This window comes from Pseudomonas benzenivorans (genome assembly GCF_033547155.1).
GTDB classification, from domain to species: Bacteria; Pseudomonadota; Gammaproteobacteria; order Pseudomonadales; family Pseudomonadaceae; genus Aquipseudomonas; species Aquipseudomonas benzenivorans_B.
Window position 1 is genome coordinate 2613992 of the sequence record NZ_CP137892.1, and the last position, 16695, is coordinate 2630686.

The window sequence follows — 16695 nt, forward strand, 5'->3', positions numbered from 1 at the left end:
AATATTTGTACGGATTTCTAAATTCCGTGTTGTGCCCGGAGCTTATTAGTGACTCACAAATAAAAACCAGCCCATCAAGAAAGTCCGTAATATCCTCACCGGACTCTTCTTTTTTCCGCTTGGCTTCGTAGTCCGCTATTTTCTGAGCAGCAGTGCGATTGTCGGGGCGAGTTTTTGCAGGCTTTTTTTTAGACCTTCTGGGAAAGTTAGAGCCAGTATCTCAGTTAGAAGCTCTGCTTGAATAATGGTTGGCTTGGTCTTTACCCAGTCAGCCGCGTCTCTTTCCTGACAGCCGCAGCCGATAATTGCAGCAATAAAATCAGCTCCCTGACTCAAAATAAAGCCAACATCACTACCTTTTTCGTTATCAGCTTTAGAATTGCGCAGGAAAATTTCGGCGAGAATTAGTGGATATTTTTCAGCAAGAAAGATGAAGTCCTCGGTTGTTAATCCGAAAACCTCAATGGCCACTTCCGGCTTGCCGCCGAAAGCTTGGGTAATAACCACCTTTTTAGATGGCGTAACTAGATCAAGAAGGGACATGTCATTGCCTTTATTATTATTGTTATATGGCCATTATAACACTTGACTTTACCCCAAGGCTGAGTAAAGTGTATGTTTGCGCTCAAACTTCGGAGCAAAAAATGGAAATGCTTTCGCTGCTGGATATGACGCAACAAGAGCGGGACGAGTACCTGGTTTACGCCAGTGCCAAAATTTGCCGGAGTGCTGGCGTTGATATGCCGGATGAAGTCGTCGAGCAGTACATGTTCTTTTCTGAGCGGACACCGGGCTATCAACTAGATCTGCTTGATACGGTTTTCAATTGTCTGGCGTTCACGCTCTTTCCGCGAGAGCTGGGAGACAAAGAAAGGCTTGCAATGCAAGAGATGATGCGGATCGACTGTGACGATGAAGAAATTACTAATGCCATCATCATGCAGCTTGTCTCATACAGCACCTTTGCCTTCACCAATAAAGTGCCGAGGGTCAAATAATGTCGGTCGCTTTCGAACAACCTTCTGAAGGCCATTGGCAGCTAACGGAAGAAGAGATCCAGGATCTGCGCAGAGAGATGCGTGAGGATCTTGAGAAGATTTTGTTTGAGCTCAAAAAGAAAGAGGGGCCGCGTGGGCCCCTTCTTCATGGTCAATGCCAAGTTAAGCTGCGATGACGTGCTCTTCCTTAAACATTTTTGACAAGCCAGAGCCCGACACGGCCTTCGAAGCCAGTAGGGTTCCTTTGATTTCTTGTTCGCCGTAGTCAGCGCCAATAAGCTGTCGAGCTGCGGCTGGTGACAGAGAAACTTTGTAGTAAGTGACTTTGACTGGAGTGTCACCTTCTTCAATGTTCTTACCGTCAAAGACGATCATGATGTTTACGCCGGAGTTAACAAGGCCTTCAATCCTACGGACAGCTGCTTTGTCATAAACAACGGTAACACTATCACCATCAACGATTGATCCTGTCTTCAGGAAGTCGATGGAGCCATCAGAGATAACATAGTCAACACCCTCTTCGAGCACTTCTGAATTTGCAGTAATTGATGTTACGGCTGAGATAACACCCGGAACTACAATGCTGCGACCCTTGTAAGCTTTAGTCGTGTACGTTGCACCGGCTTCAGCTACGTCATCAGTTACTTCGCCGAAAAGGGCAAGCTCCATAACTTCCGGGGAGAACGAACGCAAATTAAGAGTCAGTTCCCCGGTGTTGCGAATAACCCTGGATCTAGCAACACCCTTGGTTCCGTAAACAAGATCCTGGAACTCTACTTTTTCGGAGCTAAGCGATAGAGAGGCCGAACTAAGATGACCGAGGTTGAAAAAACCACCTTCGGGACGATCATTTTCATCTAGTTTCGCTACGAGCAGACCACCGTTTCCGATGTAGCCGTAAGTTGTATCTGTAAAATTTTGACCAAAAGCCATGGCGTTTACCTTTTATTATTATTGTTCTAGGTATTATTTGAGCTCAAACGAGAACCATTTTTTGTGTCCAATCCACAGCCCAAACGCTGTAATTGAGGCCATTAGTCATGCCTGACGATAGTTCTTCTATTGATTGTAACACGGGCAGAGATGTGTTTATTTGAGGATTGCCGCGATACTTACTTACTTTCTTTGCAAGATCATATGCGCAATCAGAAGTAATTTTTGAATTACCTTGCCCTGATTTGTCTGCCTTGCCTATAACCAGGGCAATAAAAGCGGCTTCAACTTCGAGCTTTGGGGCATTCTGAGTGAAAGGGCCACCCCCGCAACCGATCAAAATATGAGGTCTTTGCCCGTCGATTTTGATTGTTTTTAGGACGTCTTCGGTGAATGCGCCGTTGTAGATTTCGACTTTTGGGGATTGCGGGAGGGATTCGATCAGTTCTTTTACTGATTCTAATTGTTGTGTAAATGACATATTATTGAAGTGCCTTGCTCACATGCTCTAACATTATTGTCTCATATTCATCAAGCCATTTTCTGGGCAGGCCGCGTTTATCTGGGGTGAACCGACGCTTTTTAATTGCGCCCCTGCCGTTGTTATGAGTGTCTGCGTAGATCAATGGCGAAGTTAAATAGATGTCAATGCCACGAACGTCGTGCTTAATTGAGCTTCTGAGTCGTCCTGTATCTAAAAGCGGCTGGCCTTTTCTATGGTGAATTGGCGACCATTTATTGCCATACGGATCTACGCCGTTGCGAAAATTGGCCTTGATTCGAGCAACCCATCTGGTGCCGATTTTTTCCAGGCCACTGCGAATGTGAGTGTTGTTTGGGCCTAGGCGCTTGATCTTCTCTGATAGCGTCTTTAGATCGCGCGTGTCGATCTGCATCTCGATCTGCTTTTTTTCGTCAGAAGAAGCTGCGCGGGCTGCCATGCGGGCTAAGATCGGGAGCATGGCATTAACCCCGGATCAAGCGAATGTTAGCGAATCCGCCTGTGGCTACTGGCGCTCCGGTAGGGATCAGGAGGATCTTGCGAGTGGCTACTTTTTCGAGAAAGCTGATGGCGTCTTCGTAGTGCTGCCTGATTTTCTCGTTGTTCGAGTCGCTCCAGGCGAAGTATCGTGCAATATCCAGGCACGGGCCTTTAACATCAGCTAGGGCGTTGACGTCAGTCATGGGGGTAGTTAGACCGGCAGACCGGGCATACGTGTCTACAAGTCGCGTTGCGCGCTCCAAGCACTGCGTCATGCGGTCAGTATCATTAACGACGTCATCTGCGCCAAATGCCTTTTCAAAATCTACTAGCGTTGCATACATAAGAGTTTTCCAAAGCCAGAAAAACAACCCCGGCTATCTATGCCATCCCTATCTTATTATTACTAAGGGGATTCGGCGGTTTTAGTGTAGAGCGTAGCCCGTGGACAAATCAGGAATTTGCCGTTATGAAGTCAGCGGAGGTTCTTCTGGCTCTTCGAAACTCTTAACTTGTTCAGCTTGCTTTCAGTTGCTTGCGCAGCTCTGAAAGCGGTATTAATTCAGCAGTATCTAGATCGACGAACCGATCAATCGCAATCCCGCTGAGCCACAGTTTATGCCGTTCAACGCCGAGCACTTGAATCTGATCATCTTCTGGCTGATCTATAAGCCATTGCTCAAACGTCTGATCAATGCCAGGTTCGTCATCATCAAAAATAGCAATCATCGTTGACCGGCAGTTGGCATGAAACGGAGGCACCTTCCGCTTTGGGTCATTAACGAAATAGACCTTGCCATCCAGGGCTGCGCACACTGGCGTTGTCCGGCTATCTAGAATCGAAGAAATGCGGTACTTCTCAATCCCAGTATTCTCGAAAGCCGCCATGTCCGCTCTGGCAGTGACGTGAGCTGCCGCTGTTCGTACCAGGGCCTCGGCATGACGACGAGCTTTAGAGAAAGGCCCATCGACCCTGTAAGACAGCTCTCCGTCGCCCAGCACGGCCTTCACGATCTCTTGATTCGTCAGGCCATTGATGATGCCAAGGCGTATCGTTTGCTTGATGCGTGTCTGAGTACCGACCTGCTGCTCAGTGAGCCACTCCCCCATGAGCTTGCCATCGAACGGGTCGTCGGTTACTAAGCTGTAAATCGTCTTCTCATCTATGTCATTCGAGCTCAGCGTGCCACCGAACGCGCTACTGGCATGATGGGTTCTACCCCATTTCCACGGACGGTTTGAAAAGGGCTGAAAACTTCAGATCTTGCCGGGCGACTCTACGACGCATTCGTGGGTTATGAAACCGCTCGATGTAGTCGAATAGATCCGCCCGTGCTTCATCACGAGTTCGATACGACTGATGGACAACGCGCTCACGCTTGAGCTGACCGAAGAAGCCTTCACAGGCAGCGTTGTCGCCGCAATGCCCGACGGCACTCATGCTGCAGACCAGCGTGTTGCGATTCAGGAAGCGCTGGTAGTCAGCACTGGTAAATTGACTACCGCGATCCGAATGCAGGATCACCGACCAGTCACCCTGGCGCTGCCAGATCGCCATCTCCACCGCTCGAATCACCATCTGCCGATCCTGGCGGTGATGCATCGACCAGCCGATCACCAGCTTGCTGTACAAGTCGAGCACCACGCATAGGAAGAGCTTGCCTTCCAGTGTGGCTATTTCCGTGATGTCCGTGACCCACTTGCGCTCCGGTTCCTGCGCGGTGAAGTCGCGCTCCAGCAGGTTTTTCACGCCTGCTGGACGGCCGCTGGCGACTCTTCCAAAGCCACGCTTCTTCCGGCGTGGCCAGCCTTGAATTCGCTCAGCTGCCATCAGGCGAGCAACGCGGTTCAGGCTGACGGTTTCGCCCTCGTCGAGCAGATCCTCGTGCATCCGCGGCGCGCCGATAACACCACGGCTGTCTTCGTGAATCTCCCGAATGCGCCTCACCAGACGCGCATTCTCTTGAGCACGTGGGCTTGGATCGCGATCCTGCCAGGCGTAATAGCCACTGGCAGAAACCTTCAAGCAACGGCACATCAGTCGTACCGGGTACTCGTTGCGGCAGCGCTGGATCACCGTGTACCGCTCGATGACTCCTTGGCAAAGTACGCTGCCGCGTCTCTTAAAAAATCACGTTCCTTGGTCACTCGGGCCAACTCACGCTTGAGGTGGGCCAGCTCCTCATCTCGCGGGCTACCTGTGCCGGGAAAGGCCTTTTCTGTGCCTGGCTGCGCCTCTCGAATCCAGCGCGTGAGCAGGTTCGGAGCCACACCAATCTCTAGGGCCACTTGTCGACAGCTCGCCCCTGAACGACGAACCAACTCGATGGCTTCCCGCTTGAATTCAGGACTGTATTTCTTGCGCTTCATGAACACTCCTTCAGCTCGGTGTGAGCTTACTCGAAAGTGTCCGTGTTAACGGGGTAGAACCCGATCGATCTCGTACTTCGCTAGGTCTGCCAGCTCATCAGTAATCTCAAGCCCCATGGCCGCGTACTGATCACGCACCTGGCGGTCAATATTCCCCATCGTGCGCGCCAGGCTGTTAGCAGACCTCCAGTTCTGGGCATCAACAGCTTCATCAAGCAGCTCTTTCACTGCGCCGCGCATGTCTTTCAGATACTGAGTGGCCTGCCGTGCAATCCTGGTGTACTGCCCACGCAGCTGGATCTGGTGCTTGATCTGGGCATTGACCGGGCTCTTCTTCTGCCGCTTTTTCCAGTCCTTGGGGCGTGTTACGTCGACTTTAAACATCAGAAACGCCCCTCAAGGCAGACGTTTTTGACGTAATCCTGCAACCCTGCCAGGCGCTGCTCTGTGACTACTACTCGCTCTCTGAGGGCGAAATAATCCGATCTAGCAACTGGATCGAGCTCGGCTCCGACTGCATCATCCACGCTGGCGGCGCTGGTGGAGCTTGGCACTGCAACTGGACAGACTGCTTTGACGCGCAACCGCTTATTGCCAGCAGCAACATCAGCCCGCAAACCCTCAATTTCTTCTCTCGCATCGCTCAATTCCTGCGCATATTTCTTATCAATTTCGTCGCGGGCAGCCAGCTTTTCGCCCGTTTTCTGCGCCAGAAACTCAAGCTCTGCTGCCTTTTCCTGGGCCAGATCCAGCTCGTTCTCAAGCCGCTCTATTTTCGATTTGAGCGCAAACACGAGCAGCACAGCGCAGAGCCCGGCAATAACGGCGACCAGGTACTTGTTCATAGGCCGATCTCGCACAACCGACGCTCTTCAGCACGGCGCTTAACGAGTCCAGGCCATTGCTTGCCGTCAGCGTAAACCCATCGACTTAGTTCTTCGCACGACCCAGCAGTGTCTCCGGCATTGAGCTTGCGAAGCATGGTTGACTTAGCAAACCTCGCAGACCCGACGTTGTAGACGAATGACACGAGGGCTGCTCTTCGTTCAGCCGGTAATTCGACTTTAACCAGACTATCAATTTCTGAAAGTACCGACACCAGGTCTTCATCGAGAAGCAACTTGCACTCGGCATCGGTCTTTTTTTGACCAAGTTTCGCTGTTTTTGTATGCCCGTAGCAGACAGTAGGAATGCCAATGGGATCTAGATATGCACTGGGCTTATTGCCCTCGAAGTACATGATTACTGGAGTGGCAACAGCGATTGCGGCAGTAATGGAAGCGGCAGCGAGTTGTTTACGTAGCATCCCCGCTCTCCTTCTCCTTCTTTTTCTTAGCGGTCAATTCGCGCTTCAAAAGAAAGAAAATCTGGAGAACAAGGTAAATGACGGTCAGAATTACAGCCCAGTCTTGTACTGAAATACCCATCAACATAGCTGCTGAAACAGTTACAGGCGGGGCTGATTTGATTGCTTCGACTGTAAAGTCTTGAATATTTTGATGAGCTGGTGACATTTCTTGTTCTTATTATTAGTCATTACGCCTCTTCTGGGCGCTATTTCTATTAGTATAACACTTGAATTTAGTGCAGTTATCGGGTCTTAATGAAATATTTCAGCCCATTTGGCGCACTAATCTGCGGAAGATCGACCGTGGTATTAAATGAAATATCTACATACCCAGCGCTCTTCTCTACAGTAATCCCATCATCATCTAGCGAAGTAGCAAAATCACTGACAGTAGTGCCAGCTTCGCTGTCATATTTAACAAAATTAACGGAGTCGAAAGAGATCATGGCTCCTTTGTCGCTCAAAACAACACCAGAGTCGTTCATCTCAAGATCTACAATTTCTGATGGCATGTAGCCGCCGACCGGGGCAGACGTAAATGCTTCATAAGCAGTGCCGGCAAGATTAATGACGAAGGCGTCTGACGAAGAAACTTTGTACGCCATTACCTGAAAAGAATTAGCTGCAAGCGAATAGAACGACCCATCTTGAATTACTAACTCAGGATATACTGCGCCATATTCGTTAACTTTTAGCTCAAAAATCCCGTTCGTATAATCACTATCTGCACCACAAACGAACGCCCTAGACCCATTTCCTGCAACAGATCTAATCATTTCCGCGCCAGACTCAACCCAAAAGCCGGTGAAATTCAGCGGAGATCCAGCATGAGAAACAGCATCAATCTTCTGCTTTAAGAACGAATCGCCCCTGGTCATGAAGATATCGAAGCCAGACATTGACTCAACAAAGAAAGCCAAAGGAGCGGAAGCTATGTAAGACGGGAAAGCAGACTGAGCAAACACAATGCCCGTATCAACCACAGCCCCACCAGCCATAGCCATGACTTTGACGTTAGTGCCATCTAAAACGAGCGCATAAAAGCACCGTTTGCTCTTGTAAATGCAGAAGAAATAATCCCCGGTACGCGGCAATCCTGAGTCAAAAACGTAAGAAAAACCGGTCGAAAAATACTGGATCTTGCCGTCCAGGCTCTCAGCAAGGTACTCATCACCCATGCGCAAGATCCTTGTAACCGACGTCAAAGCGGAAGGCATCTGTACAGCACTAACAACACCTAGCCCGCCAGCCTTTTCGCCATAAATCCCAGCTAGCTCAGGATACATGTCCGGATCGAGCGGCAAGCTCATATCAACAGCATCTTCGTAAACACCATCGGGACGCAGAACGATGTCGCCGGTTGTATTTGGTATCAAATCAGCTACTAAATCGAGGATGTTTTGTACTGAAATGGCTTCGGAAGTGCCGGGCTTTTGGGCGTGAATGACCATGCTTTTATCGCCATTCCACGAAGGTTGTTCGTAAATTTTCTTGCCGTTGATTGCCATTTCTTATTCTCGTTATTGGCTTTTTGTTATTTTATCACTTAATTTGCCACGGCTTTTTTGGCCAAACTATATTTTCGGGGGTGTTTGTTTCAACGATATCTCTTAGTTGCTGTCTGTACGCGGCAACTGCAATAATATCTTCTTCTGCCGGTTCCACGCCGTTCAAAAGCGACTGGTCAAAAAGCTTGTTTCTGTACGCATCAGCTTCTTCAAGTAGTAGCGACCTGCGCTCTCTGACGCGCTTGTATAGCGATGCACGGTCTGAAATAAAGAACAATTCCCCGTCTTTTATTGTCGGAATCATGCCTGCATTTAAGTTCTTGATTACTGCGCTAGTGTCTACTACTTCTACGTAATCACCGTCATCGACAGACTCAGAGAAGCAGATTACATGCATTGTGTTTGTATCGTAATATGCGCGCATCTTTTATCTCTTTATGTAGTAGTCAAAGTACTCATACTTTGAGTCAATTTTGGGGGTATTGAATAGAACATCGCTGACGTATGTAAACGAATTTTCCTGAATTGAGCCGGACTTATTGTAAATTGATCCCGTACTTCCATAATCCCCGGCGAGAACAACACCTTTTTTGTCGGCATCAATCGCAGCGTATGATGTCATTACGGGACTGTCTGACCATGTCGACCCTGCGTCAAATGAGAACAAGAACGGAGTGCCTGGGTCTTGCTTTATGCATAGAAAGTTATCTACATACACGATATCTGTAATAGAAATTGCAGGATTAGGGAACGCTAGAAAATCAAAGTTACCCCATTCTGAGCTCTTAAGAACACCGTCTTCATACATATAGTAGCTTGATGCGCCGGCAAAAATAGACCACGCAGCAGCCGTGACAGATTTGATAAAAATCGTGTCGAAATGATCAGGATAGATTACAATTTGATATATTCCTTCACTTTCAGAACTGGTCATCTTCACATACACATATCCCGCTCCGGAAATCACTTTAAAATCAGAGTTAATATCTACAGTAACTGAGCCAAAACTTACTGCATTAGTGTCGTCTTCAGCTACAGTATCTGCATAAATTGTAGTGCCATCTTTAGTGAAAATGATGTCAAGTCCAACACTTTCAGAGTGCACAACTCCGACAATCTTTCCATTTGATTGTCGCTGCACAATCAGCTCAGACGCACCTATACTGTAAAGCTCCCCAAAAATTGTTTCAATATAGATTCCAAACTTTCCCTTGAAAATCTTTGATGCCATCATTATAAAATGCGGCACAAGTAATCCGTTTCTATATATAGATACGTCACCTATCTCACTTATTGCAACAACAACACTACCAAGTCTCTTAACATCCTTGAATTTAAAATCACCGAATCTGTTCTCAGAATTTAGATTTAGATTCGTAATTATAGATCCAAAACCAGGCCCATTCAGCTTATTTGCAATATCTGAATGCGCACTTGTTTCGTAATGAAGGCCGTCGCACTTCAAATAATCTGGATAATCTCCGGTAATTTTCAGTGCAATATCACCAGTCTTAATTGCGTCTTTTGTTAAATAATCAATAGAGATGCGCTCTGATTTTCCAGGCTTCTGAACATGCAAATACATTGATTTGTCGCCGGTAAAATCATCCAGCTGTGACGGGGTTTTATTGTTCATAATTATTATTCAAACTCAAAGTAAATATATTCGCCGCTATCTGTTATTTCGAAGCCGCCGTCATCCAGCAATATTGCGCTAGTAATCAGATTCAATTCCGGCACTACAAAACTACCATCATCGAACTGCTCAAAAGCCCCATCAGCAAACTGCACAAAGTTCCAGGTAATCGAGACAATAACTTCACCGACAGGCTGCCCAGGTGGAGAGGTCTCAGACCAGCTGCCCGTCTCGTCGACGATCACTTCAACTACGCCGCTGTCAGGCCATGTAACTACAATCTCACTGCCCGCAGGCGCTTCACCGCCGACCGTGATCGAGCCGTCAGGATTCACGATCACTTCATGCCCCAAATCCACGCCAGGCTGGCCTGGAACGGAGGCGACGGCCCGCAGGTGATAGACCGTGCTCGAAAGCAGGAAGCGCCCGACAAGGTTCATCTGACTTCGTGCATCCAAACTTCCGCAGCTGGCTCACCGTCGAGCAGCTTTACGGCAATGGATTTGTTGCGATTTACATCCAAATAGACACCGCCACGCGCATCAATCGGGGCCGAATCTGCGCTAACAGTGCCCTCGCCTACGTGAATTACAGACTTGCAGAACAGATAAATAGCTGTGCCCTGGACTGGATTTGATACCAAAACAGTTGTGTTATCGGCCAGATTGCCACCGCCAATGCGAGCTCCTGGGCTCACAATCGGCAAGGCTTCGCCATCGTTTGTTCTAGAAACGCTGATTCCAGACATCTTTTTATTCTCGAATCGAAGAATTAGGAGGGGAAAAAGGGGCCCGGAGGCCCCGATTTCTTAGTGACCGCCGACGCGGATGGCACGCTCTGGGCAGATTGCCTTCACACCGAACAGAATTTCGAGCTTCACGTGAGTGCTTTCTGTCGATGGGTTGTACCAGCTAAGCATACGCATCGGAATACCGAGCACTGGGTCGGTAATTTCACCAATGGTTACTCCTAGTGCATTCAGCGGAGGAACAAGCTTGCGGAATACGCCAAGGAATGCATCCTGAGTAAATGCAATATCACCGCGATGATCACCGGAAACAGCTACTTGTGCCCCGGCTTGAACATCGGCACGAATAGTATCAAATAGAGTCACTGCGGCAGTACCACCAGTGAAGGTCACGCTTTCCGAGACTGAGTATGACTCTTTGCCGATAGTGATGATGTCGCCCACAACCAGAGTTGCTCCATCTGTAGCCCCGCTCAATACAATCACGGTTGAACCAGTAGTAACGTCAATTGCAGTAACAATAGAGTCATCAAGACTTGCGGTTCCCGCAATGTGATCTTCACACTGATTGTCAGAATAGATATCAAAGCCCATTCTGCGACCAACATGGCCCTCGACCTCGGCTTTTTGATCGTTGCCACTGGTGAATGTGGTCAGATAATCGCTTTCAGTTTCCGGACTAACAATCATCACACGGTCTGGGTTTACTTTCTTAACGTTCAGGGCTTTCTTAGCAAGAATAAGCGACTTTTTACCACGCTCATTCTGAGAATCCAGAACTCCAGAATATCCAGATACCGCTTTTGCACACTGGTAAACTTTGCTATTGAAGGCTTCCGCCAGTTTGTCGGCTGCGGCCTCAAGGGCACTTGGCAGGGCCCCTGGACGGGTTTTTGCGATTTCCCTGTCGGTAACTTTTACTTCGACGTACAAGTGGTGATCCAGGGTGACATCGACCTTCTCAACTACCATGTCAGTTGCTACTGATGCTTCGCCGTGCTCACGCGCCTCATCAACAGTAGCGGGCTTTACAACGCGAAGGGTTTCACCCTTCTCAAATGCCGCATCTTCTGTATCCAGCTTAATGTGCTTTGCTAGCGTCGCGCCATTACGCAGTCGCTGAATCAAAAGCGGCATGTATTCGTCATTAACTAAAGCATCAAGATCATTACCAAATGCAGTCATTACAACCAAATTATGATTGTGAGTCATGTTTTACTACCTATTTATTATTGTTATTATTGGTATTTGTCGCAATTCAGGACTCACAGAGTCACTGGGTGTTGTCCCTGACAACTTTAAGTGGGGATTTACCCATCCCCGTTGGGTTTTCTTATCTGTTAATCAGCCTACAACAATTTCACCCTTGGCCTTTTTGCTAAATAACTCTTGGACTTGAGCTGGCGTGGACTTAGCAACTTCGGCCTGCCATGCGGCACGAGTCATTGTGATAGAGCCAGAAGCGCCTGGTTTACTTCCTGTTCCGGCCATGATTTTGAAATAGTGTGGACGAGTCTTTTGCAGATCCTCAATCCATTCTTTTGCAGTCAGTGCACGCCCGGTTTTGCCCAGAGCAATATTGCCATCTTTATCGCGAGCTACTAAATCACCGGAATCCGTCAAGTCCCACACGCCAGAGGCCATTGCAGCCAGATCTTCTACGGCGGTGTGATGGAAGAACTCATTTTTAAGTGCTTCATTGATAACAAACTGCTTAATCTGGAAGCTCTTTAGCTTGCTGCGCTCACCGGCAATGGCCTTATCAGATTCTTCTTTCGCAGCAGCTAATTCGTTGTAGCGCTCTTCCCATGCCTTATCACGTGCCGCGATCTTCTTGTCGAGAAGCGCCTGCATATCAAGCTTGCCGGCTTTCAGAGCTGCTTGATCTTGCTCATCTTCTGCCTGCGAGAGAATGGCATTAAGCTGCTCTTGAGTCTTTTTCTTTTCCCCGAGTACTTCTGAAAGCTTGTTTTTCAGGCCGGAAGTTTCGCGTTCCAGAGCCTGGGCAAGATGGCTTTTAAGGGCTTCTTGGAATTCAGGAGTGTCAGTGATCGAAGTGCTTTGAGTCCCAGACTCAGGGTTTTCTTCGTCTCCATAAGCGCGGAGAGCAATAAAAGCATTAGCGTGTTGCATTAAATCCCCCAAGGATTTCTTTGTTTTTGTTGTTATATGTACAGTATATAACAGCTGAAAATCGATTTGGGGGAATTTAGTTGACTTTTTACATGAACTGCGAAAACAGAACTATCTTCAGCCGGTCTTTGTCGTCGAGCTTCGCGATGTAGTTAAACAGAGTGCCGAAGTTAACATCTGAACTCTTATCAACACGCTCAATCCAGCGATACAGCAAACGTGCCAGTCCATAATTCCCCATCATTACCAGCTGAAAAAACCTATCAACAACAAGATCCAGGTCTTCACGGGTGACGTGTATCAGAAGCTTCTTAATAACTTCCTCATTGCCGAGCACTGGATACTCAGCGATTTCGAAGAGCACGACTTTGGCACCAAAGCAAGCCGCCAGGGCTTTGTAGCAGTCGATCTGGGGCTGTGAGAGCTCCATGGCCTTGCTGCGCTTTGCTTCGTGCATTTCGAGCTTAGACAGGGCATTCAGGACGCTTGCCTGGGCATGTACCTGCTCGAAGCAATCAAGCTCGTGGAACGTGTTGAAGATGTCTGCGGGACGCTGGTCTTTGAAGGCTTTGACTATCTCTGCGACAATCAATTTTGTACTCATTGTGATCACCTTTATTCTTGTTGTTAGAGCTTCTCTCGACTCTTAATTACAGAATAAACATGATCCATTGAGTAGTAAATATTGACGCAGAGTTAGTTTTAGGTGGACTTCGATTTATTTGTATTTACAGGTTGTGGATTTTGGTTAGTCTTCGTTTACCTGTGCCAGAACTTCGTAAACGAGGTAGTCGAGGGCACGTTGAGACGTGAAAGACTTGATGTTGAAGTGATAGTGGGTATGGCCAATGATTACTTCGTCAGCTTTGAAGAGTTCTTGGATAATTAGGTTTTCGACGCATCTGCGAGAGTCATAGCAGCCAGCTTCAGCTAGTGCGCAGACGTCATAGAGCCGCTCTTTTTTGCCGGGCCGGAAGATTGGGAGCGCTGGAAGATGGTTCTTTTCTGAGTCAAAACCGCCGACTAAGTACAAGCCGCACGCAGTGGCAGTTTCAATTGACAAGCTGTCAATATAGATGTGTTTCATGTTGCACCGTTTATTATTATTGTTATGTTTCTATTGTAAGAATAGAGATGTTGCACGGTCAACTAATGAAGTTGCTGTATAACTGAATAGCGGGAGTTGTAAAGCTAGAGGAGATATTGGGTTAGCTAGCTGCGCTGATTAAGAGTTTTTCAAAGCCAGAAGAACCTCCATGGCCAAGATGCATGCCTGGATAACCGAGAATCGCAGTCTTGTCCACGGGCTACACTCGCACAGGCTAGACTCACACCCTTAGTAAAATAAGAAGAGAGAGAGAGAAAGGATCATAGGCAAGGGCTGCCCTTCTCCTGGTTTTTCGAAACTCGCATGCAGCGCAGCTTGTGCGGAGCATAAAAAACCTGGCACGCGCCGGGTCTTGTGAGTATTTCGCCATGGTATCAACGGTTTTCTACGTAATACTCAACAGCTTCAATAACTTCATCGTTAGTGAGAATTTGCGGGTGTTCAGCAACAGCAAACCCGCTAATCCCGAGATACCCATCTTCCGTCACTTCGTCAACGACAATGAAATGCAGGCCAGCATTCATGTCATAGCCACTGTCGATCTCATACAGCTCTTGAGAGACAGCAAAGCGCGTCAGGAAAAGCGACGCGGCCTGTGCAATTTCTTCAGTAACACTACTGCGCTCTTTGTCGTACATCGCAAAGAACATCTGTAGCGACTCATACTCTTCATCGCCGAGATCCTTTGTGAGCACATCTTCGCGCTCAACGATGCTTCTAAAAGAGTCTAGCGTGAGCTGAAAAGACGCACGCTGCTTAATGAATTCGCCCCGGATTGAGCAGCTGTACAGCCAAACCGGCACTAGGGTTCCGGTGGCTTTACTCGTATCGATTGTGTACCCGGCAACGTTAAGGCCTTTTTCCAGGCGCTTCATCGCCGCTTTTTGAAGATCGTTCACGCCCAAAACCCCTCAACGCAAGCCATCCCGGCCAGGGCTCTGCACCCCGGCCAGGCCATGAAAGCCCGCGATTTTACTGGATACGCCAGCTTTCGACCATCTCGCTGCCGTGCTCATCTTTCCATGCCTTCAGGGTCTTGTGGTTGCCACCTTTGGTCTCGATGCGCTCTTTCGTGTCCGGGTGCTCGTAGATCTTGACCGCACGGGCCTTGCGATTACCCTTCCCCTCGTCGCTTTTCGCGCTGGAGCGGCCAACGTGAGGATCAAGAATCATGATGATATCGCGCAGACTCTTGTCGTAAGCGGCCATGAGCCCGATAAGTTTGCGCTCAAAATCCATCTCGGCCTTGAGCTTTTCATCAGCCTTCATGGCATCAAGACGAGCCAGCTCTTCAGCGATCTGAGCTTCGAGTGCACGGAATTCAGCAAGACGGGACATAGTGACGCTCCTTTGTTTTGAGGATTTCGAATATATTGAATCTCGTTTTCAATGCAAGTTATTTTTTATAAGCCACATCATAAAGGCCATTTCTTATCGCAAGATCGACATCATAAGCGCCGTTCCTGCGACAGGATTTGACATCAAAAGGGGCTAGACACGGACAAGAGATGCCATACAATGTGTTAGTCCGTACACGAAGCGGACACCCTCCCCGTGACTATCGATTACAGATACGACGAAATTCAGGCCATTCTGAAAGTCGCTAGTTTGGTTCTTGGCGCCAACGTGCTTTCGGGCATCATTGCGCACGTCACTAGCGAACCTGATTTTTTAGATAACGACCTAGATATATATCACTTCTATGCGCTCCCAGCGGATGAGCCAATGCACGGCAAATTCCGTAGCCAGCGAAGGTATGGCGGCAAGAACATCAGGTTTTTTATGAGCCATGAAGAGTCCATTCTTCTCATAAAAACGCTCACAGACAGGCTTTCTGACGCATACCTACGCGACAGATCTCAAGAGAATCTGCGCCAGTACTACGTCCAAAGCCTGGCCAACAAGCTTTCCATTTGATCCATAACGCATTCAAAAAGTGTCATTAACGCCGCTTTCGGGGATCAATGCATTGAAATGGACACATCGTGCGCTGCTCTTTCTGCACTTTGCCGGCGAAAAAGCAGAGGCCAGGGTGCGTAAAGCTGCCAGGTATTTCGACGACTATGTATCAGAAGTGCTCCAAGAAAAGCACGACGACTACGAGATTCAGGACTTCACTCTCGAAAGAAGCCGTGATGAATACACACTCATTATTCATTACCCAGGCGGCACAATCGAAGTAACGACCCAGAAGGCTCTAATTCTCGGCATGCAGGCAGCCCGAAAACGCCTCACACGCGACAAAGCAAGCGTCGAAGACAAGCGCTTTTTGCTAACAAATGATCTTGGTTTATGACATGAAAAAGTTCAGCGAAAGGCACTGGCGGAAAACCATTGAGTCTTGCGACTTCACAATGTACGTCTTTCAGCGCGCAAATGACCTCAAAGTCGGCGGGTTTCCAGAGTATTTTGCAGTCGTTTTAGATGCATACCTGATCGAATTTGGCATGGTTGAGCATGACTTTAACTCTCAAGAGCAGCTGGAGATTGACGAGATGCTTGAGGCTTTGAGCGCAAAGTATCTTGAAGATCCCAGCAAGGCGCACTTGGCCAGTGTCATGCGCCTGAAGCTCGAAAGAGACATGGGCGTGTAAAAAAAACGCCGGTCGGATTCGAACAACTCTGGGGTTAATGGCATGCATCACATCAGGTTTCTGAGCGACGGCAAGCACAAGGGGCTTGATGACCTAAATGCTGAGACGAACTTTCCGCTGTTCAAGAAGCTGTTTTTTGTTGGATTGCCGTCACGGAAGCTCGTCAAGGAGATCATTGCTTGTGAGGAGTTCATATGTCATGGCGGCGATCTGCATGCTTGTGAATCGTATGCTGACGTAATCAATGGCCTGACCGAAATCTATCTGCAAGACACGAGCAAAGAGCATCTGCGCAAGTACCTCCATCAGCGCTTGCGCGACGACCTGGAGATCTGAC

The 16695-nt window shown here is 48.2% G+C and carries 27 protein-coding genes; 5 read left to right on the forward strand and 22 right to left on the reverse strand.

What is annotated here, in order from left to right:
• Positions 1-135: 135 nt before the first annotated feature.
• Positions 136-543, reverse strand: a complete 408-nt coding sequence (locus tag SBP02_RS11765) for a phage pre-tape measure protein (protein ID WP_318641948.1) — start codon at positions 541-543, stop codon at positions 136-138.
• Positions 544-644: 101 nt separating this feature from the next.
• Here SBP02_RS11765 and SBP02_RS11770 point away from each other — a divergent pair, with 101 nt between their 5' ends.
• Complete coding sequence (locus SBP02_RS11770; RefSeq protein WP_318641950.1) at positions 645-998, forward strand: hypothetical protein; 354 nt, start codon at positions 645-647, stop codon at positions 996-998.
• A 162-nt stretch (positions 999-1160) separates the two neighbouring features.
• Here SBP02_RS11770 and SBP02_RS11775 read toward each other — a convergent pair whose 3' ends face one another.
• From SBP02_RS11775 to SBP02_RS11875, 21 genes are all read right to left on the reverse strand, one after another.
• Positions 1161-1931, reverse strand: a complete 771-nt coding sequence (locus SBP02_RS11775; RefSeq protein WP_318641952.1) for a phage tail tube protein — start codon at positions 1929-1931, stop codon at positions 1161-1163.
• A gap of 43 nt (positions 1932-1974) precedes the next feature.
• Complete coding sequence (locus tag SBP02_RS11780; protein WP_318641954.1) at positions 1975-2412, reverse strand: hypothetical protein; 438 nt, start codon at positions 2410-2412, stop codon at positions 1975-1977.
• 1 nt (position 2413) lies between these two features.
• Entirely contained in the window at positions 2414-2893 is a 480-nt protein-coding gene (locus tag SBP02_RS11785; protein ID WP_318641957.1) for a phage virion morphogenesis protein, read from the reverse strand.
• Positions 2894-2897: 4 nt separating this feature from the next.
• Positions 2898-3257 (reverse strand): phage protein Gp36 family protein, encoded by a 360-nt coding sequence (locus tag SBP02_RS11790; RefSeq protein WP_318641959.1) that lies wholly within the window; start codon positions 3255-3257, stop codon positions 2898-2900.
• Positions 3258-3429: 172 nt separating this feature from the next.
• Positions 3430-4023: a minor capsid protein gene (locus tag SBP02_RS11795; RefSeq protein ID WP_318641961.1), complete on the reverse strand. Its 594-nt coding sequence runs from the start codon at positions 4021-4023 to the stop codon at positions 3430-3432.
• 106 nt (positions 4024-4129) lie between these two features.
• A protein-coding gene (locus tag SBP02_RS11800; RefSeq protein WP_318641747.1) for an IS3 family transposase occupies positions 4130-5283 on the reverse strand; the annotation gives its coding sequence in 2 pieces (ribosomal slippage) (positions 4130-5037 and positions 5037-5283; 1155 coding nt in all).
• A 45-nt stretch (positions 5284-5328) separates the two neighbouring features.
• Positions 5329-5667 (reverse strand): hypothetical protein, encoded by a 339-nt coding sequence (locus SBP02_RS11805; RefSeq protein WP_318641963.1) that lies wholly within the window; start codon positions 5665-5667, stop codon positions 5329-5331.
• Entirely contained in the window at positions 5667-6128 is a 462-nt protein-coding gene (locus SBP02_RS11810) for a lysis protein (RefSeq protein ID WP_318641965.1), read from the reverse strand. The genes SBP02_RS11805 and SBP02_RS11810 overlap by 1 nt, the downstream gene beginning before the upstream one ends.
• Entirely contained in the window at positions 6125-6589 is a 465-nt protein-coding gene (locus tag SBP02_RS11815) for a lysozyme (RefSeq protein ID WP_318641967.1), read from the reverse strand. Before SBP02_RS11815 ends, SBP02_RS11810 begins: the two co-directional genes overlap by 4 nt.
• Positions 6579-6797: a phage holin family protein gene (locus SBP02_RS11820; RefSeq protein ID WP_318641969.1), complete on the reverse strand. Its 219-nt coding sequence runs from the start codon at positions 6795-6797 to the stop codon at positions 6579-6581. Before SBP02_RS11820 ends, SBP02_RS11815 begins: the two co-directional genes overlap by 11 nt.
• Positions 6798-6873: 76 nt before the next feature.
• Positions 6874-8139, reverse strand: a complete 1266-nt coding sequence (locus SBP02_RS11825) for a hypothetical protein (protein WP_318641971.1) — start codon at positions 8137-8139, stop codon at positions 6874-6876.
• Positions 8140-8173: 34 nt separating this feature from the next.
• Complete coding sequence (locus SBP02_RS11830; protein ID WP_318641973.1) at positions 8174-8563, reverse strand: phage tail assembly chaperone; 390 nt, start codon at positions 8561-8563, stop codon at positions 8174-8176.
• A gap of 3 nt (positions 8564-8566) precedes the next feature.
• The gene (locus SBP02_RS11835) at positions 8567-9775 is read right to left on the reverse strand and encodes a hypothetical protein (RefSeq protein ID WP_318641975.1); all 1209 of its coding nucleotides are present in this window, start codon (positions 9773-9775) and stop codon (positions 8567-8569) included.
• 5 nt (positions 9776-9780) lie between these two features.
• On the reverse strand, positions 9781-10215 hold the full coding sequence (locus SBP02_RS11840; protein ID WP_318641977.1) for an Ig-like domain-containing protein: 435 nt from the start codon (positions 10213-10215) through the stop codon (positions 9781-9783).
• On the reverse strand, positions 10212-10523 hold the full coding sequence (locus tag SBP02_RS11845) for a hypothetical protein (RefSeq protein ID WP_318641979.1): 312 nt from the start codon (positions 10521-10523) through the stop codon (positions 10212-10214). The genes SBP02_RS11840 and SBP02_RS11845 overlap by 4 nt, the downstream gene beginning before the upstream one ends.
• Before the next feature lie 60 nt (positions 10524-10583).
• Positions 10584-11735, reverse strand: a complete 1152-nt coding sequence (locus SBP02_RS11850; RefSeq protein WP_318641980.1) for a P22 phage major capsid protein family protein — start codon at positions 11733-11735, stop codon at positions 10584-10586.
• A gap of 132 nt (positions 11736-11867) precedes the next feature.
• Positions 11868-12656, reverse strand: coding sequence for a hypothetical protein (locus SBP02_RS11855; RefSeq protein ID WP_318641981.1), 789 nt, complete (start codon positions 12654-12656; stop codon positions 11868-11870).
• Positions 12657-12744: 88 nt separating this feature from the next.
• The gene (locus SBP02_RS11860; RefSeq protein ID WP_318641982.1) at positions 12745-13260 is read right to left on the reverse strand and encodes a hypothetical protein; all 516 of its coding nucleotides are present in this window, start codon (positions 13258-13260) and stop codon (positions 12745-12747) included.
• 144 nt (positions 13261-13404) lie between these two features.
• Positions 13405-13743, reverse strand: a complete 339-nt coding sequence (locus SBP02_RS11865; RefSeq protein WP_318641983.1) for a hypothetical protein — start codon at positions 13741-13743, stop codon at positions 13405-13407.
• Between the two features lie 395 nt (positions 13744-14138).
• A complete protein-coding gene (locus SBP02_RS11870) occupies positions 14139-14663 on the reverse strand; it encodes a hypothetical protein (RefSeq protein WP_318641984.1) in 525 nt (174 codons plus the stop codon).
• A gap of 73 nt (positions 14664-14736) precedes the next feature.
• On the reverse strand, positions 14737-15102 hold the full coding sequence (locus SBP02_RS11875) for a histone-like nucleoid-structuring protein, MvaT/MvaU family (RefSeq protein ID WP_318641985.1): 366 nt from the start codon (positions 15100-15102) through the stop codon (positions 14737-14739).
• 216 nt (positions 15103-15318) lie between these two features.
• Here SBP02_RS11875 and SBP02_RS11880 point away from each other — a divergent pair, with 216 nt between their 5' ends.
• The 4 genes from SBP02_RS11880 to SBP02_RS11895 are packed head-to-tail and all read left to right on the forward strand — an operon-like array spanning position 15319 to position 16694.
• Positions 15319-15681 (forward strand): hypothetical protein, encoded by a 363-nt coding sequence (locus SBP02_RS11880; protein ID WP_318641986.1) that lies wholly within the window; start codon positions 15319-15321, stop codon positions 15679-15681.
• Positions 15682-15733: 52 nt separating this feature from the next.
• On the forward strand, positions 15734-16060 hold the full coding sequence (locus tag SBP02_RS11885) for a hypothetical protein (protein WP_318641987.1): 327 nt from the start codon (positions 15734-15736) through the stop codon (positions 16058-16060).
• A gap of 1 nt (position 16061) precedes the next feature.
• The gene (locus SBP02_RS11890) at positions 16062-16358 is read left to right on the forward strand and encodes a hypothetical protein (protein ID WP_318641988.1); all 297 of its coding nucleotides are present in this window, start codon (positions 16062-16064) and stop codon (positions 16356-16358) included.
• Between the two features lie 42 nt (positions 16359-16400).
• Positions 16401-16694 carry a hypothetical protein gene (locus SBP02_RS11895; protein WP_318641989.1) on the forward strand — a complete coding sequence of 98 codons (294 nt, stop codon included), beginning with the start codon at positions 16401-16403 and terminating at the stop codon, positions 16692-16694.
• Position 16695 lies beyond the last annotated feature (1 nt).

Coding starts and splice junctions, on each gene's coding strand:
- SBP02_RS11830 (WP_318641973.1), bottom strand. CDS start 8,563: ATGCGCGCATATTACGATACAAACACAATGCATGTAATCTGCTTCTCT.
- SBP02_RS11775 (WP_318641952.1), bottom strand. CDS start 1,931: ATGGCTTTTGGTCAAAATTTTACAGATACAACTTACGGCTACATCGGA.
- SBP02_RS11860 (WP_318641982.1), bottom strand. CDS start 13,260: ATGAGTACAAAATTGATTGTCGCAGAGATAGTCAAAGCCTTCAAAGAC.
- SBP02_RS11895 (WP_318641989.1), top strand. CDS start 16,401: ATGCATCACATCAGGTTTCTGAGCGACGGCAAGCACAAGGGGCTTGAT.
- SBP02_RS11770 (WP_318641950.1), top strand. CDS start 645: ATGGAAATGCTTTCGCTGCTGGATATGACGCAACAAGAGCGGGACGAG.
- SBP02_RS11835 (WP_318641975.1), bottom strand. CDS start 9,775: ATGAACAATAAAACCCCGTCACAGCTGGATGATTTTACCGGCGACAAA.
- SBP02_RS11765 (WP_318641948.1), bottom strand. CDS start 543: ATGTCCCTTCTTGATCTAGTTACGCCATCTAAAAAGGTGGTTATTACC.
- SBP02_RS11840 (WP_318641977.1), bottom strand. CDS start 10,215: ATGAACCTTGTCGGGCGCTTCCTGCTTTCGAGCACGGTCTATCACCTG.
- SBP02_RS11810 (WP_318641965.1), bottom strand. CDS start 6,128: ATGAACAAGTACCTGGTCGCCGTTATTGCCGGGCTCTGCGCTGTGCTG.
- SBP02_RS11855 (WP_318641981.1), bottom strand. CDS start 12,656: ATGCAACACGCTAATGCTTTTATTGCTCTCCGCGCTTATGGAGACGAA.
- SBP02_RS11875 (WP_318641985.1), bottom strand. CDS start 15,102: ATGTCCCGTCTTGCTGAATTCCGTGCACTCGAAGCTCAGATCGCTGAA.
- SBP02_RS11780 (WP_318641954.1), bottom strand. CDS start 2,412: ATGTCATTTACACAACAATTAGAATCAGTAAAAGAACTGATCGAATCC.
- SBP02_RS11850 (WP_318641980.1), bottom strand. CDS start 11,735: ATGACTCACAATCATAATTTGGTTGTAATGACTGCATTTGGTAATGAT.
- SBP02_RS11845 (WP_318641979.1), bottom strand. CDS start 10,523: ATGTCTGGAATCAGCGTTTCTAGAACAAACGATGGCGAAGCCTTGCCG.
- SBP02_RS11865 (WP_318641983.1), bottom strand. CDS start 13,743: ATGAAACACATCTATATTGACAGCTTGTCAATTGAAACTGCCACTGCG.
- SBP02_RS11815 (WP_318641967.1), bottom strand. CDS start 6,589: ATGCTACGTAAACAACTCGCTGCCGCTTCCATTACTGCCGCAATCGCT.
- SBP02_RS11795 (WP_318641961.1), bottom strand. CDS start 4,023: ATGGGGGAGTGGCTCACTGAGCAGCAGGTCGGTACTCAGACACGCATC.
- SBP02_RS11805 (WP_318641963.1), bottom strand. CDS start 5,667: ATGTTTAAAGTCGACGTAACACGCCCCAAGGACTGGAAAAAGCGGCAG.
- SBP02_RS11790 (WP_318641959.1), bottom strand. CDS start 3,257: ATGTATGCAACGCTAGTAGATTTTGAAAAGGCATTTGGCGCAGATGAC.
- SBP02_RS11890 (WP_318641988.1), top strand. CDS start 16,062: ATGAAAAAGTTCAGCGAAAGGCACTGGCGGAAAACCATTGAGTCTTGC.
- SBP02_RS11820 (WP_318641969.1), bottom strand. CDS start 6,797: ATGTCACCAGCTCATCAAAATATTCAAGACTTTACAGTCGAAGCAATC.
- SBP02_RS11825 (WP_318641971.1), bottom strand. CDS start 8,139: ATGGCAATCAACGGCAAGAAAATTTACGAACAACCTTCGTGGAATGGC.
- SBP02_RS11785 (WP_318641957.1), bottom strand. CDS start 2,893: ATGCTCCCGATCTTAGCCCGCATGGCAGCCCGCGCAGCTTCTTCTGAC.